Source organism: Kitasatospora sp. NPDC006697 (genome assembly GCF_042869935.1).
Classification (GTDB): Bacteria; Actinomycetota; Actinomycetes; order Streptomycetales; family Streptomycetaceae; genus Kitasatospora.
Genome location: NZ_JBIAGU010000016.1, coordinates 147,392 through 162,583, shown reverse-complemented (window position 1 = coordinate 162,583; position 15,192 = coordinate 147,392). Strand labels below are relative to the sequence as shown.

Annotated in this window: 8 protein-coding genes; 4 read left to right on the top strand and 4 right to left on the bottom strand. The window is 68.2% G+C overall.

What is annotated here, in order from left to right:
* Positions 1-582 precede the first annotated feature (582 nt).
* Positions 583-2,802: a hypothetical protein gene (locus tag ACFYNO_RS22895; protein ID WP_388015321.1), complete on the bottom strand. Its 2,220-nt coding sequence runs from the start codon at positions 2,800-2,802 to the stop codon at positions 583-585.
* A gap of 897 nt (positions 2,803-3,699) precedes the next feature.
* Here ACFYNO_RS22895 and ACFYNO_RS22890 point away from each other — a divergent pair.
* Positions 3,700-6,627: a right-handed parallel beta-helix repeat-containing protein gene (locus ACFYNO_RS22890; RefSeq protein WP_388015318.1), complete on the top strand. Its 2,928-nt coding sequence runs from the start codon at positions 3,700-3,702 to the stop codon at positions 6,625-6,627.
* Between the two features lie 230 nt (positions 6,628-6,857).
* Here ACFYNO_RS22890 and ACFYNO_RS22885 read toward each other — a convergent pair whose 3' ends face one another.
* Positions 6,858-7,121 carry a hypothetical protein gene (locus ACFYNO_RS22885; protein ID WP_388015315.1) on the bottom strand — a complete coding sequence of 88 codons (264 nt, stop codon included), beginning with the start codon at positions 7,119-7,121 and terminating at the stop codon, positions 6,858-6,860.
* A 281-nt stretch (positions 7,122-7,402) separates the two neighbouring features.
* Here ACFYNO_RS22885 and ACFYNO_RS22880 point away from each other — a divergent pair, with 281 nt between their 5' ends.
* The gene (locus tag ACFYNO_RS22880; RefSeq protein WP_388015312.1) at positions 7,403-8,176 is read left to right on the top strand and encodes a FadR/GntR family transcriptional regulator; all 774 of its coding nucleotides are present in this window, start codon (positions 7,403-7,405) and stop codon (positions 8,174-8,176) included.
* Between the two features lie 249 nt (positions 8,177-8,425).
* Here the strand turns inward: ACFYNO_RS22880 and ACFYNO_RS22875 are convergent, their stop codons facing one another.
* Positions 8,426-11,479, bottom strand: coding sequence for a DUF1349 domain-containing protein (locus ACFYNO_RS22875; protein WP_388015309.1), 3,054 nt, complete (start codon positions 11,477-11,479; stop codon positions 8,426-8,428).
* Positions 11,480-11,806: 327 nt separating this feature from the next.
* Entirely contained in the window at positions 11,807-12,571 is a 765-nt protein-coding gene (locus ACFYNO_RS22870) for a FadR/GntR family transcriptional regulator (protein ID WP_388015306.1), read from the bottom strand.
* A 317-nt stretch (positions 12,572-12,888) separates the two neighbouring features.
* Between ACFYNO_RS22870 and ACFYNO_RS22865 the strand changes: the two genes are divergently transcribed.
* Both ACFYNO_RS22865 and ACFYNO_RS22860 read left to right on the top strand, forming a co-directional pair.
* Entirely contained in the window at positions 12,889-14,235 is a 1,347-nt protein-coding gene (locus tag ACFYNO_RS22865) for an ABC transporter substrate-binding protein (protein WP_388015303.1), read from the top strand.
* The gene (locus tag ACFYNO_RS22860) at positions 14,232-15,143 is read left to right on the top strand and encodes a carbohydrate ABC transporter permease (RefSeq protein WP_388015300.1); all 912 of its coding nucleotides are present in this window, start codon (positions 14,232-14,234) and stop codon (positions 15,141-15,143) included. Before ACFYNO_RS22865 ends, ACFYNO_RS22860 begins: the two co-directional genes overlap by 4 nt.
* The last annotated feature ends 49 nt before the right edge of the window (positions 15,144-15,192 follow it).

Here is a 15,192-nt window from a genome sequence, read left to right as displayed (position 1 = left end):
CAGTTCAGGCAGCGGTGGTTCGGACTTCGGGGCCGGTGGTCGGCGCCAGTTGTGCCACAGCACGGTGTCATGGTCGCGGACGATGGTGACGTAGAGCGCGCCGCAGCAGCCCTCGGTGCACCAGGCTTCCGCGAGCTGCACCTCCCTCGCTCCTCAGTCGCCCGAAGCTGCCCGCTGCCGAGCAGCTGTTCCGGGCTGTGTGCCACGCCGCGGTCGAAGGCTTGTCGTCGGCCGGGTCGGGCAGCCGAAGCGGGGCCAGCGCCGGGACATGACCACGACTGAGCGGGTGCTGTCCGCCCTGGTCGCAAATCGCGCGCCGGCCCCGTGATGGCGGCGGCTGCGATGATCACCTTCCCGGTGGAGCCAGGCCTTTCGGGAAGCGTGGAAGGGTTCCTTGGTGCGTCTCCAGTCCTCGTGGACGTGGGGGACGGCGGCTTTTCGGGTATCGCTGCGGTCATGCCGGGCGTCCTCGCGGTCGGGCCCGCCCGGGTCGGGAAAGACGAAGGCCCCGGACGAGTGGTCTCGTCCGGGGCCGAGGGGCAGCGTGTTGTGGCGTTGTGCGTCTGGGCCTGTGGGAGCTGCCTAGAAGGTGGTGGCGGAGTCCACGGCGATATTGACCTTGGAGCTCGCGCCGTTCTTGGTGCCGGTGGCGGTGATGGTGATGGTGTGTGTTCCCAGGGTCAGGCCGGAGATTGTGAACAGGCTGGCTATCGGCACACGAGTGGCGCTGTAATCATCGACGTTGTGGGCGGTGCCGCCGTCGACGGAGTAGGTGGCGATGCCCTGGTCGACGTCCTTGACGCCGTAGATGACGGCTCCGGTGCCGGTGAAGTTCAGCGTCGCGGTGGCTCCGGCGGTGGCGGTCCAGTGGGTGGTTTTCTCGTAGAGGTCGCCGGCGCCGCCGGGGCTCCAGTTGCTGCCGTAGGCGAACGCGTTGGTGCCGGAGGTCGTCGCGTCGTCGATGGTGGTGATGTTCGGTGTGACGGTGGCGTAGTCGATGGCGACGGTGTCGTTGGCGCTGGAGGAGTTCTTCGTTCCGGTGTTGGCGATCGTGATGGTGTGCGTTCCCGACGTCAGGCCTGTGGTGGAGAACAGGGGTGCTTGGGCGGTGCGGGTGGTGGCGTAGTCGTCGGCGTAGGTGACCGGGCCTCCGTCGAGGGAAAAGGCGGCGATGCCCTGGTCGTGGTCCTTGACACCCCAGATGGTCGCGCCGCTGCCGGTGAAGGTGTAGGTGGCGGTGCCGCCGGTGGTGTTGCTCCAGTGTGCGGTGCCCTGATGCAGGTCCGAGACGCCGGTGGCGGTGCCCCAGTTCGCGCTGTAGCCGAAGTGGTCGGTGCCGGAGGTGGCGGTGTCATCGGTGGTGGTGTCGGTGGTGACGTTGTCGGGCGGCGTCAGGAACATGACGTAGGCGCCGTGGCTGTCGCCCAACGCGACCGGCACGGTGACGGCGTTGTTGGAGACGGTGACATTGCCGCTGTAGACGGTTTGTGGGCTGTTCAACGAGGCGACGTCGGAAATGCGGTCGACCTCGACGTGGGTGGTGCCGCCGGAGGTCAGCCACGGGTAGGCGCTGAATCCGCTGATGGACACGTTCGCCTGTCCGACGAAGCCGCTGGAGTCGCCGATGAGCGCGGCGACCTGCTTCTTCGTGCCGTCGACAGCGGCGGTGATGGCGGTCGTGCCGTTGCCGGTGGTGGCCACCCTGGTCCCGGTCAGGTCGGCGTAGGCCCGGAAGGTCCAGTACTGGCCCGACGGAACGAGGTTCCCGCCGGTGCGGGTGAGGATGCCCCCGAAGTCGCCCGACATACAGCAGTTCACCCACTCTGTCCGCGCGGCACTGGCCATCCCCGACTGCGCAAGCCGGTCCAACGACCACGCCGTGAAAGCGGAGTTCTGCTCTGGGTAGCCGATGAATTCGTTGGTGGACTGTGGTATCGCGCTGATCCCGTCGGCGGCCAGCCAGCCGTTCACCTCGCTGACAATGGCGACCGGGTCCTGGGAGGCGTTACCAATGTGGTAACTGAGGACATTGGGCAGGGTACCGGCCACCTGCGCGGTCTTGATCCACGTCTGGAAGTCGGGCCCCGGGGCGCCGGCGTAGGCCGGGCCGTCGATGTTCGCGCCGGGGGCCACACGCCGGATCTCCTTGACGGCGCTGTTCCACATCTGCCAGTACTGCGTGCCGATGCTCGGCGGGAAGAACGCGGAGGCCCCGTTGGGCTCGTTGTAGGGCTCGTAGGTGACGGTGACCCCGGCGTTCTGCATGGCGGCGACGGTGTCGTCGATGAAGGTGATCCAGTTCGAGCAGTCGCCGTTGTTGCACGGGTAGACCGCGTGAGAGTTCTGCGTGAGGTCGGCGCCCCACAGGTCGCTGAGCATCAGGACGTACTCGGCGTGGTAGGGGGCCTGGGTCACGCGCTTGGCCTGGGCGATGCTCGCGTTGATGCGCGCCTGATAACCCGGCCCGGGCTGGTAGCCGTCGCCGATCCAGCCGTCACCGGCGATGCGCGCACCGCCGCCGCGCATCAGGGTGGGGTTCAGCGGCTGCAGGTAGTTGTTGCCGGGGGAGCTGCCGTCCTGGCTGAGGCCGTACAGGAACCCTTCGCCGACGCCGGTCATCGGTCCGGCTGTGGTGGACAGGTCCACGGTGAGCGTCTCGGTCGTGGCGTTGGCGGCGGGTGGGACGGCCAGCAGGGCCAGGGCGGCGGTCGCGCTGATCGCCAGCCATCTCTTGATCGTGGCTTGTGCCATGTCGCTTCCTTCAGCCTTCAGAGTGACGGAACACGGGGATGGGTTCGGCACGGTCGTTGCTTCAGGGCGTGCCGGGTCGCCGCACGGCGCGTCGGCGGTGTGCGGGAAGGGGGGCACGTTGTTCGTCAGGCCGTCTCGGATCCGAGTGCGGCGGCAGAGCTGCTGGGGATGGACACAGGTCTGCGGGGATGGACTCAGGTTGCGTGTGAATCTCCGGCGGTTCACTGTCGAACCGGTTCGTCAGAAAGTAGGTACGGCGACGTGTCGATGTCAATGGCCAATCCCCTGATGTCGATCGCGGGCCGTACCGACTTGGACCAGCGACTGTGTGAGCAGCGAATTCTGCTGAACACTCGCCACAACTCCGCACTCTCCCTGCGGAGTTGCATGAGGTCTTCGAGGTTGTCGCTGGTCAGCCGGTCGTCGCGCTCTCCGGCGTCAGCCTCGGCCTGTCGGATCCAGTACGGCACTGCGAGAGCGGGGGCCTGGACCGGTCGCACCCAAGGCTGCCCCACACGCAAGACGGGACTCTGCCGGTGATCAAAGGAGCGTTCGCGTATGTCGGGGGGCGCAACGGCTGAGTCGTCACAGCGAACCTCTTGACGAAATTCATATGACGTCTAATGTTGCATCGCTGTTTCCCCTCGTGCCCGCGCTGCCCGGCCCGCCACTCCGGCGACATCGCGAGGCCTTCCGAACCAATCCCCCGGCAGGTGTCACGTGCGACCACCCCGCAGCCACCCCGTCTCCGACCGACTCAGATCGTGGCTGGCCACAGCCGCCCTCCTCACCGCTTCGGCCGCCGCAGTCCTCGTCCAGGCCGGCCCCGCGTTCGCAGCCACCACGACGTTCTACGCCGCGCCGAACGGCACGGGCACGACCTGCTCCGCGAGCCAGCCGTGCTCCCTCACCCAGGCCAAAACGAATGTGCAGGCCGTCAACGGCTCCATGACGGGCGACATCACCGTCGTGCTCGCCGACGGCACCTACCGGCTGACGGCTCCGCTCACCTTCACTGCCGCCGACTCCGGCACCGGCGGCCACACGGTGAACTGGCAAGCCGCGCTGGGCGCGCACCCCGTCATCACCGGCGCGCAGAAGGCCACCGGCTGGACCCTGCACGACTCGGCGAAGAACATCTGGCAGGCCAGCGTCGGGACCGGGTTCGACACCCGGCAGCTGTACGTCGACGGCGTCCTGGCGCAGCGGGCCCGCTCCACGGTCAACCGCTCGGACCTGACCGTGACCACGAGCGGCTACACGTTCACCAACAGCTCGCTGAGCTACCTCAACAGCCTTGCGAACCCCGGCCGGACCGAGATCCACGGCATAGGGTCCTGGACCGACCGCTACGCCCCGGTATCCGGCATCAGCAACGGCACCATCACCATGACCGAGCCCTCATGGACCAACAACACGTTCGGCTGGGACACCCTGTCCCACCCGCTCCGGGTCGGCCCGCTCTACATCGAGAACGCCTACGAGTTCCTCGACACCGCCGGCGAGTGGTACCTCGACACCAACACCGGCACCCTGTACTACAAGCCGCTCCCGGGGCAGGACATGAGCACCGCGGACGTCGAGGTGCCCAAGCTGCAGTCGCTGATCGACGTCGGCGGAAGCTACTCCTCCCCCGCCACCCACCTCACTTTCGCCGGGCTGCAGTTCTCGGGCACCAGCTGGACGGGGCCGAGCGGCAGCAACGGCTACGCCGCCCAGCAGACCGGGACCTACCTGGCCGGCACCTGGACCGTCCCGTCGGACTGGCTCACCTCCTGCAATGGCAACGGCTGCAAGTTGTTCGAGGCGACCCGCCCGCACTGGAACCAGATGCCGGCCGCCGTCCAGGTCTCGGCCGCCGACCACATCACCTTCACCGGCAACCGGTTCACCGACCTCGGGCAGCTCGCCCTCGGCATCGGCGAGGACGCCAACGCACACGCCACCGGTGTCGGACTCGGTGCCGACACCATCACCGCGACCGGGAACGTCTTCACCCAGGACGCGGGCGGCGGCATCGTCGTGGGCGGGCTCCAAGCGGACGCGCACCACCCCAGTGACAGCCGGATGACCAACAAGAACATCACCCTGAACGACAACGTCATCCACGACGTGGCGATCGACTACCGCGACATGACGGGCCTCCTGGTCACCTACGTCAACGGCGCGAGCGTCTCGCACAACGAGGTGTACAACCTGCCGTACTCCGGCCTCGCCATCGGCTACGGCTGGGGCGTCAACGACCCGGGCGGCAGCCCGGACTACGCGAACCGCGGCCTGTACGACTACCAGCCCGTCTACTCGACGCCCACCACGGCCCAGAACAACGCCGTCACAGGCAACCACATCCACGACATCATGCAGCAGATGGCCGACGGCGGCTGCGTGTACACCCTGTCGGCCTCGCCCGGCAGCACGGTCACGGGGAACTACTGCCACAACACCAACAACTACTACGGCCTCTACCACGACGAGGGCTCCCGGAACTTCACCGACACCAACAACGTCGTGCGCAACACCGGCGAGTGGCTCTTCGCGCACATCAGCTCAACCCACAACACCGGGGCCCTGACCGCCACCGGCAACTGGTCGACCAACGACGTCGCCAACATCAGTAGCACCGACGGCCACGGTGACACCGTCAGCGGCAACGTCGTCGTCACCGGCGGCAACTGGCCGTCCGGCGCGTCGACGGTCATGAACAACGCCGGCATCGAGCCGCAGTACCGGCCGCTGACCACCGGCGCCGTCGCCAGCCCCTACAGCGCCTACTCCTCCACCCCCGCCGCCACCGGGCAGACCGGTGGCTACTTCACCGTCACCGACGCGGGCACGGACATCTGGGGCGCCGGCGGGCAGCACGACGACACCTACGGCACCGTCTACCAGGCCGGCGCCGCCGTCGACGGCACCTCGGTCACCGCCCGGGTCGACAACATCGACAACACCAACGCCTGGGCCAAGGCCGGTGTCGTGCTGCGCAACAGCCTCACCGGCAGCAGCTCCTCGCCCGGCTACGCCACCGTCGTGGTGACCCCGGGCAACGGCGTCAGCTTCCAGTGGGACTCCAACGGCGACGGCTACCTCGACCAGTTGACCTCCGCGGCCACCTCGGTCAAGGCACCGGTCTGGGTACGGCTCACCCGCACCGCCTCCCAGGTGTCCGCCTCCTACTCCACCGACGGATCCACCTTCACCCAGATCGGCTCCGCAGTCACCCTGCCGTCCATGGCCGCCACCCAAGACGCCGGTGTCATCCACACCGCCCACAGCACCACCGCCGGCAGCGCGACCTTCAGCAACCTGCAGATCCTCACCTCGCCCTTCAAGGCCTACGCCTCCGTCCCCGCCGCGGTGGACCAACACCAGGGGGTGATCTCCCTGACCAACGCCGGCATCGACACCTGGGCCACGGGCGTGCAGTACGACGACGAGTACTCCGCCGCCTACCAGCCGGGAGCTGCGGGAACCTCGTCGACCGTCACCGTCCACGTCGACAGCCAGGACAACACCAACGCCTGGGGCAAGGCCGGCCTGATGCTGCGCAACAGCATCGCCGCAGCCGGCTCGTCCACCGGATACGCCTCCATCGCCGTCACTCCCGGCAACGGCGTCAGCCTGGAGTGGGACTCCGACGGCGACGGCTACGTCGACAAGATCACCACCAGGACCGGCAACTCCGCCCCACTCTGGCTCCGGCTCGTCAGGAACGGCAGTTCGGTCACCGGCTCCTACTCCACCGACGCCACCACCTGGACCACCGTCGGCACCGCCACGCTGACCGGAGCGAACGGCAGCGAGGACGCGGGCACCTTCCTCACGGCCCACAGCCCGACACCCGGCACCGCGAGCTTCAGCCGGTTCTCCATCAGCTGACCACACGGAAGGGGGCCCGTCACCGATCCGACAGGCCCCCTCAGCGGACCACGGCAGGACCGCCAGGCCCAGCGTCGCCTGGCGGTCCTGCGCCACGCCGGGGATGGAACGGAGCCGTCTCACTGGCCGGAATTGGCACCGCCCCGGCCAGCGGGCAGCTCTACAAGAGCCTGGGCTGGAACAGCAGAAAGGCTCTCGACATCAACGACTTCAGTCACCGGAGGGGGACTTCACTTCTTCTCCTCCACCACGACCATGCTGTTGGCGCCGCTGTCGAGCACCCGTCCGCTGGTGCCGTTCGCGATCTTCGCCGGCTGGGCAGCGGCGACGTCGCCAAGCTGCTGCTCGCCGTGGGCAGCGGGTTCCCGCCCCGCGCACTTACGGGCAGTTGCTGCGGTAGATCGAGACGCCGGTCGAGTCGGCCAGATTTTGGCACAGGAACTGGGCGTACCGGAGGTGCCGATACCCGTGGGGGACGCGTAGAGCATCGCCACGGTCGCCGCCTGCGCCGTTCCGGTGGACGCGACAGCTGAGAGCAGGGCTCCGAGGAGCGCTGTCGCCGCAGCCACGGCGCGTATCCGCAGCCGGGGGCCGCGTGACGGGGTCGTTCTGCGGAGTAAACGTGGGCTCCTTCGGTGATGCGCACCGTGCCCGGTCCCATCCGGTCGTACCCGGCGGGCATGCGGCCGTGTTTCACCGGAATTTTACTTCATCATACGAATGACGTAATTCGCAAGGTGTATGCTGAATTGTTCACCGACCACAAGGAGCGCCCGTGCCCCGTACCCCGGCCGGTCGTCAACGACTGGCCCCTGCGCCGTCGGAGGGGTCGCTGGGAGCCGTTCCCCGACGCCAGGCCGGCCGGCTCAGCGACACCGTGGTGACCTATCTCGTCGACCGGATCGTGGGCGGGGCTTACCCGCCGGCTTCCGCGCTGCCCATCGAGCCGGTGCTGTGCGAGGAGTTCGGCGTCAGTCGGACCGTCGTACGCGAGTCCGTGAAGGTGCTCGAAGAAAAGGGACTGGTCAGGGCGGCGCAAGGGCGCGGTACCTGGGTGCACGAGCCGCGGGAGTGGAATCTTCTGGACCCGGTCGTCCTGGAGGCCCAGCTCCGCCACGACCGGACGCTGACGATCCTCGACCAGCTGGTCACCGTGCGGATCGCCCTGGAGGCTGAGATGGCCGCCGAAGCGGCCGACCGGATCACCGACCTCGAACTCGCCGGACTCGAGGAGCAGATCACTGCGCTGCGGGAGGCACTGGACGACCCGGTGCGCTACGAGGAGGGGGACACCGCCTTCCACGAGATCATCATGGGCGCTTCCGGGAACCTCCTGGGTCAAGCGATCATGCGCAGCGTTCACGGCAAGGCCCGCCAGTCACGCCTCTACTTTGGTCACTCGACCCGCGAGGGCTTGACCGTGTCACTGGGCGAGCACGTGGCAATACTCGAACTGCTCCGAAATCGAGACGCCGCGGGAGCGGCCCGCGCGATGCGCGAGCACATCGCGCGGGCGTGGGCGAGCCGCCGACCGATCCCGCAGCCGTGACGTCACCGTCGAAGTTCGCAGTGAACTTCGAGTTGTGATCGCCTGATGAGCCGCGGAGATCGGCACGCCGAACACTGCCACGCCGTTCAGTCGGCGGCGGGCAGGTCCGCGCTCACAGATGGGCAGGGCGCCACCGTTGCCGCGGGCGTGGAGGTTGCGCCGCGCGAGGTTCGGCACGGACATCACGGATCTCCGGATGGCTGTGCGGAAGCCACACATCACCCGGAGACCGTGGTCGGAACTACTTCGTCAGCTCACGGAGAACTGGCTGAACTTCGCGGTGCCGGGCGCTCCGGCGTGAGCGGTGAAGAACACGCCCGCGTCCTCGATGCTGTTGGCGCCGGTCAGCGTCGCCGTGCCGACCGTGGTCCAGGTGGTCCCGTCCGGCGAGTAGGAGCCGGTGACCGATGTGCCGCTCCTGACCAGCCGAAGCCAGACCGGGGAGATGGCGGTGCTGCCGGTCCGGGTGGCGTTGGAGTCGAGGTATCCGTCGCCGTTGGAGTCCCACGACATCGTGACGCCCTGCCCGGGCGTGGCGACGAGGACGAGGTATCCGGTGGCGGAGCCGGCGCCGGTGATGTCGTTGCGCAGCATCAGGCCGGCCTTGCCCCAGGCGTTGGTGTTGTCCTGGCTGTCGACGTGGACGGTGACGGTCGACGAGGTTCCCGCAGCTCCCGGCTGGTAGGCGGCGGAGTACTCGTCGTCGTGTTGCGTGCCCGTGGCCCAGGTGTCGATGCCGGCGTTGGTCAGGGAGGTCACTCCCTGGTTCTGGACCACCGCGGCGGGGACGGAGGCGTAGGCCTTGAAGGGGGAGGTGACGATCCGCAGGTTGCTGAAGGTCGCGCTGCCGGCGGTGGTGCTGTGGGCGGTGTGGATGACACCGGCGTCCTGGGTGGCGGCCATGGACGGCAGGGTGACCGCCGAGCCGATCTGGGTGAAGCCGGCTCCGTCGGTGGAGTAGGAGGCGGACACCTGGGTGGTGGTGCGGGTGAGCCGTACCCACACGGGCGCCGTGACCGTCGAGGACGTGCACGACATCTGGTCCAGGTAGCCGTCCGCGGTGGAGTCCCACTGGAAGCACACGCCGTTGCCCGGGGTCGCCACGGCGACCGCGTAGCCGGGTGAGGAGCTGCTGCCGGTGAGGCTGTTGCGCAGCACGACACCGGCCTTGGCCCAGGCGTTGGTGTTGTCGATGTTGTCGACCCGCGCGGTCACCGAGGTGCCGTCAACGGCGGAGTTCGCCAGGTAGGCGGTGCCGTAGGCGTCGTCGTGCTGTCCGCCGGCGCCCCAGATGTCGGCTCCGGCGTCGGTGACGGTGAAGCGACTGCCGCTCTGGCCTGTCAGGGCGGGAGTGGAGGAGTAGCCGCGGTAGGGGGCCGTGACGGGGTCCGTGGTCAGGGGCCGGTAGAGGGGCTGGATGCCCGCGTTGTCCATGACCGTGCGGGCGCCGGAGGGCCAGTTGCCGTCGGAGACGACCACAGTGCCGCTCACCACGTCACCGCGGCCGCCGTTGAAGACGTCGGTCGAGGGTGTGGTCGACCAGTTGTCCTGGAGGGTGAGGGCGCCGGTGTTGTTGGTGGAGGTGCCGTTCTGGTGGGACCACCGGCCGACGTCGCGGAACACGTTGTTGGTGTCCGTGAAGTTCCTGGATCCCTCGTCGTGGTAGAAGCCGTAGTAGTTGTTGTTGGTGTGGCAGTAGTTGCGTTCGAGGGTGCTGCCGGGCGACGCCGACAGGGTGTACAGGCAGCCGCCGTCGTTCATCTGCTGCATGATGTCGTGAATGTAGTTGTCGGTGATGTGGTTGTTCGCGGCGGTGGTGGGGGTCGTGTAGACGGGCTGGTAGTTGTACAGACCGCGGTTCACGTAGTCCTGGCTGCCGCCCGGGTCGTTGACGCCCCAACCGTAACCGATGGTCAGCCCTGAGTAGGGCAGGTTGTACACCTCGTTGTGCGACACCGTGGCGCCGGTGACGTAGGTAGCCAGGATGGCCGACATGTCGCGGTAGTCGATCGCCACGTCGTGGATGAGGTTGTCGTTCAGGGTGATGTTCTGGTTGGTCATCCGGCTGTCGGCGGGGTGGTGGGCGTCCGCCTGGACCCCGCCGACGACGATGCCGCCGCCGGCGTCCTGGGTGAAGACGTTGCCGGTCGCGGTGATGGTGTCGGCACCGAGGCCGACGCCGGTGGTGTGGGCGTTGGCGTCCTGGCCGATGCCGAGGCCCACCTGCCCGAGCTGGGTGAACCGGTCGCCGGTGAAGGTGATGTGGTCGGCGGCCGAGACCTGGACGGCGGCCGGCATCTGGTTCCAGTGCGGACGCGTCGCCTCGAACAGCGGGCAGCCGCCCTGGCAGGAGGTCAGCGCGTCGGCGGGACGGGCCCAGGTGCCGGTGAGGTAGGCGCCGGTCTGCTGGCTGGCGTAGCCGGTGGTGCTGGGGCCCAGCCAGCTGGTGCCCGAGAACTGCAGCCCGGCGAAGGTGAGGTGGGTGGCGGGGGAGGAGTAGCTTCCGCCGACGTCGATCAGCGACTGCAGCTTGGGCACCTCGACGTCCGCCGTGCTCATGTTCTGTCCCGGGAGCGGCTTGTAGTACAGGGTGCCGGTGGTGGTGTCGAGGTACCACTCGCCGGCGGTGTCGAGGAACTCGTAGGCGTTCTCGATGTAGAGCGGCCCCGACCGGAACGGTTTGGTCAGGGTGTCGTAGCCGAAGGTGTTGTCGTCCCAGGACGGCTGCGCCATGGTGATGGTGCCGTTGCTGATACCGGACACCGGGGCGTAGCGGTCGGTGAACGACCCGACGCCGTGGATCTCGGCCCGGCCGGGGTTCGCAAGGCTGTTGAGGTAGTTCAGCGCGGTGTTGGTGAACGTGTAGCCGCTGGTGGTCGCGGTCAGGTCGGCACGGTTGACCGAGGAGCGGGCCCTGGTCGCCAGGACGCCGTCGACGTACAGCTGCCGGGTGTCGAACCCGGTCCCGACGCTCGCCTGCCAGATGTTCTTCGCCGAGTCGTGCAGGGTCCAACCCGTGGCCCGCTGCGCACCCGTGATGACCGGTCGGGCGCCCAACGCCGCCTTCCAGATCACCGAGAAACCGCCGGTGCCCGAGTCCGCCGCGCTGAAGGTGAGCGGAGCCGTCAGCCGGTACGTGCCGTCGGCGACCTCCACGACGATGTCCCCGGTCATGGAGCCGTTCATGGCCCGGACGTTGGTCCTGGCCTGGGTGAGCGAGCACGGCTGGCTGGTCGAGCAGGCGGTACCGGTGCCGCTGGGGGACACATGGAGCGTCGCGGTGGTGGCCGCGGACGCGGGCACGGCCGGTACGACGACAGCCCCGGCAGCGGCGGTGAGGAGCGCAAGTGCGGCCAGACCTGGTCTGATCCGGTCACGCACCGCGGGGCGGAAGCGAGTTGGGCGCATCTGACACCTTCCGATCATGCGAGAGGGCAGGAGCGGAGCGTCCTCCCAGTCACTCACGGGAGTACCGCCGCCCTGCGGTGATTGCGGAGGTGATACGGCGATGTAACGTAAGTCGTCATACCTATGCCGTCAAGACGTGCTGCAGAACTGATCCGCCGAAGAAATCCGCCCCCGGCCTGACGGCTCGGGGGCGGTTCCGGTGCACCCGAGGGCGCGATGCGCTCAGACGGTGGGATCGGGGCGCGGGTGACGGCGGCGGCCCCAGGCCGCTTCGATGTGGTCCGTCATGGCCTGCGCCGCGCCCTGGGGGTCGCGGGACAGGAGCCGCTCGGTGATCCGGCGGTGCTCGGCGTTGGCCTGTTCGCACGCGTGGCCGTCGGGAGTGCCGGTGTACAGGAACGTGCTGCGGGCCTGGGTGTGGACGATCCGGATGATGGAACGACCCAGCCTGTTCCGGGAGGCCTGCATGATCCGGTCGTGGAAGAGCACATCGGTCTCGTTGAACCGCTCGGGGGTGGCGGTCTCCTCGTCGAGGCGGGCGAGCAGCCGCTCCACGTCCCGGAGATCGTCATCGGTGGCGAGCTCGGCGGCCTGGGCCGCCATCTGCGCCTCGAGGGCCGAACGCACGCCGATGAGCTGGTCCAGCACGACGAGCTCGTCGTCGTGCTGGACGGTGGCCGCCAGCACGACCGGGTCCAGAAGGTTCCACTCCTCGGACTGGGTGACCGTCGTGCCGGAACCCTGCCGGGCCCGAACCAGCCCCTTGGCCTCCAGCGACTTGACCGCCTCGCGGATCGTGATGCGGCTGACACCAAACGTCTCGCACAGTTCGGGTTCGACAGGCAAGGCGGAGCCCGGTGGGATCGCACCCGAGACGATGGTGTCGGTGAGGGACTCCACCACCGCATGGGCCAGTCGAGCCGGACGCCTCGGCCAGGGCTTCAGGACCGCCGGTTCCTCGGCGCCGCTGCGACCGCTCTTGGCCATCTGGTTCCCCCCTCACCGATGTGGACGATCGCCGAGTCTACCGCCCCGTACGTCTTGACAGCATTCGTATGACGACTTAAGAATTTCCCGACCAACCAAGTCCTGCTTGGTCGGCCAGGGTAGGCCCTCCGATCGTCGAACGCATCGTGGGAGCCCAGCTCGGGGGCCTCACTGGTGGCTCGGTGACAACCCCTTCTCCAACGGTGGCCCGCAGCGGCCGCCCTCGGTACCCGACGCCCGACCGGGACGGCCCGGCGTCGTCATCCTCCCCCACCCCCCGATCCGTTCGGGCGCTTGCAAACCCAGTGGAGTCGCTCATGTTCGTCAACAAGCCCTCGGTGCCTGCCAGAAGAACGGCCCTTATGGCCGCCTGCGCGGCCGCCATGGCGCTGACCGTGGCCGCCTGCGGTGGCTCCTCCTCGCAGAAGACCACCAAGGACGGCTTCGCTCAGGTGCCCCAGAAGGACGGCAGCACCCTGACCGTCTGGGTGGACGCCACCCGGATGGATGCGGCGAAGCTGTACCAGCAGCTGCACCCGGAGGTGAAGCTGGACATCGTCTCCTACGACGGTGACGCGAACGGGTCGAACTACCTGCAGACGAAGGTGCAGTTGTTCAACCGGACGGGCAAGGGCTGGCCGGACGTCGTCTTCAGCTCGCAGAACAACGAGACGAGCTGGGCGGTCGACGCGGGCTTCGCGGCGCCGCTCGACAAGGGCCTGATCCCGGCGGACACCCTGGGGCAGTTCGCGAAGGGCGCCAACGACGTCTGTACGGTCAACGGCAGCGTCTACTGCCTGCGCAACGACCTCTCGCAGACGGTGCTCTGGTACAACGCCCCGCTGATGAAGCAGTTCGGCTACCAGGTCCCCACGACCTGGGAGGAGTACCAGGCGCTGGGGGAGAAGGTGGCTGCCGAGCACCCGGGCTACCTGGTGGGTGACGCGGGCGACTCGTTCACCCCGGAGATCTACCTGTGGGCGAGCAAGTGCGGGGCCAACCACATCACCGGTCCCAAGGCCGTCTCGGTGAACACCTCCGGTGACGGTTGCACCAAGATGGCCAAGCTGCTGGACGTGCTGGTCAAGAACAAGTCGATGTCCATCAGCGGTGTCTTCAGCACCGACTTCGCCAAGAACGAGAAGGACAAGGTCCTGCTCATGCCCGGCCCGGCGTGGTACGGCGGTGCGGTGTTCAAGGGGACCCTGAAGACCCCGGAGAAGACGATCGGTGTGGCCCCGATGCCGCAGTGGCAGGGCGACAGCTCGCCGGCCACGGGCAACGTCGGTGGTGGCACCTGGCTGCTGTCCCAGCACTCCGCCAACCTGAAGGCGGCCACCGACTTTCTGACGTGGGTCACCACCGACAACGCCTACCAGGGCGAGAAGGCCCCCGGGTTCCCGGCCTACGCCCCGGCCGCCGACAACTGGCTGAAGGCCCAGGACGCCTCCGGCTACTTCGCCACCGACCTCAGCCCGCTGAAGGCCGCGTCCTCCCAGGTGTGGCCGGAGTGGGGTTCGGGCCAGTTCAGCCAGGAGGCGATCTGGGCCGCCACGGTCAAGCCCGGCCTGACCCAGGGCCAGACCATCGTCTCCCTGCTCCCCGCCTGGCAGGACTCGATCGTGAAGCACGCCGAGTCCAACGGATACAAGGTCTCGCAGTGACCGTCGTCCCCTCCTCGGTCGGCTCTGCCCGCCGTCGCCGCAGTGGCGGCGGGCAGAGCCGGGCCGGCATGGCTTTCGTCGCCGGCTACGTGCTCCTGCTGATCGCCTTCGGTGTCCTGCCGACGGGTTACGCGATCTACTTCGCCGTCACCGACGCCGGGGGCGGCTTCACCGGCTTCTCCAACTTCGTCTCCACGGCGCAGGACTTCCGCTTCGTGGACGCCATCGGCCACGTCGCGATCTACCTGGTGTTCTGGCTGCTGTCGCTGGTGGTCTTCGTGGTGGGTCTGGCGCTGGTGCTGCACCGCCTGGCCTCCGGCCGGATCAGCAAGGCGCTGCGCTTCCTCTACTACATCCCCGGGGCGCTCGCTGGAGCCGCGAGTGTGCTGGTGTGGCTGTTCATGCTCGACCCGACCGTGAGCCCGGTCAGTTCGCTGCTCGGCGCGTTCGGGTTCCACACCTTCGGCCAGGTCATCGCGCCGGGCAACCTGCCGCTGCTGTTCGCGATGGTCGCGTTCTGGACCGGCGCGGGCGGCTGGATCGTGGTCATGTACGGCGCGCTCAACAACATCCCCACGGACGTCATGGAAGCCGCCCGGATCGACGGCGCGAGCGCCTGGCAGACCGCCTGGCACGTGCAGATCCCGATGCTCCGCAAGTGGATCGTCTACATGGTGATCCTCGCGTTCGCGGGCGGCGCCCAGCTCTTCGTCGAGCCGCAGCTGCTCTCCCTGGCGAGCGTGGGCGTGGCGGGGACCGACTACTCGCTCAACCAGCTGACCTACGACTTCGCCTTCCAGATGAACAACATCAACGGCGCCGCAGCGGTGTCGGTGGAACTCCTGGTCGTCAGTGTGGCGGCGGCCGGCATCTTCGTCGCACGGTCAGGATTCTTCGATGCCGACTGACACCTCCGCGAGTCCGGCCGCCGCCGCACCACGCACCGAACGGGAAGCA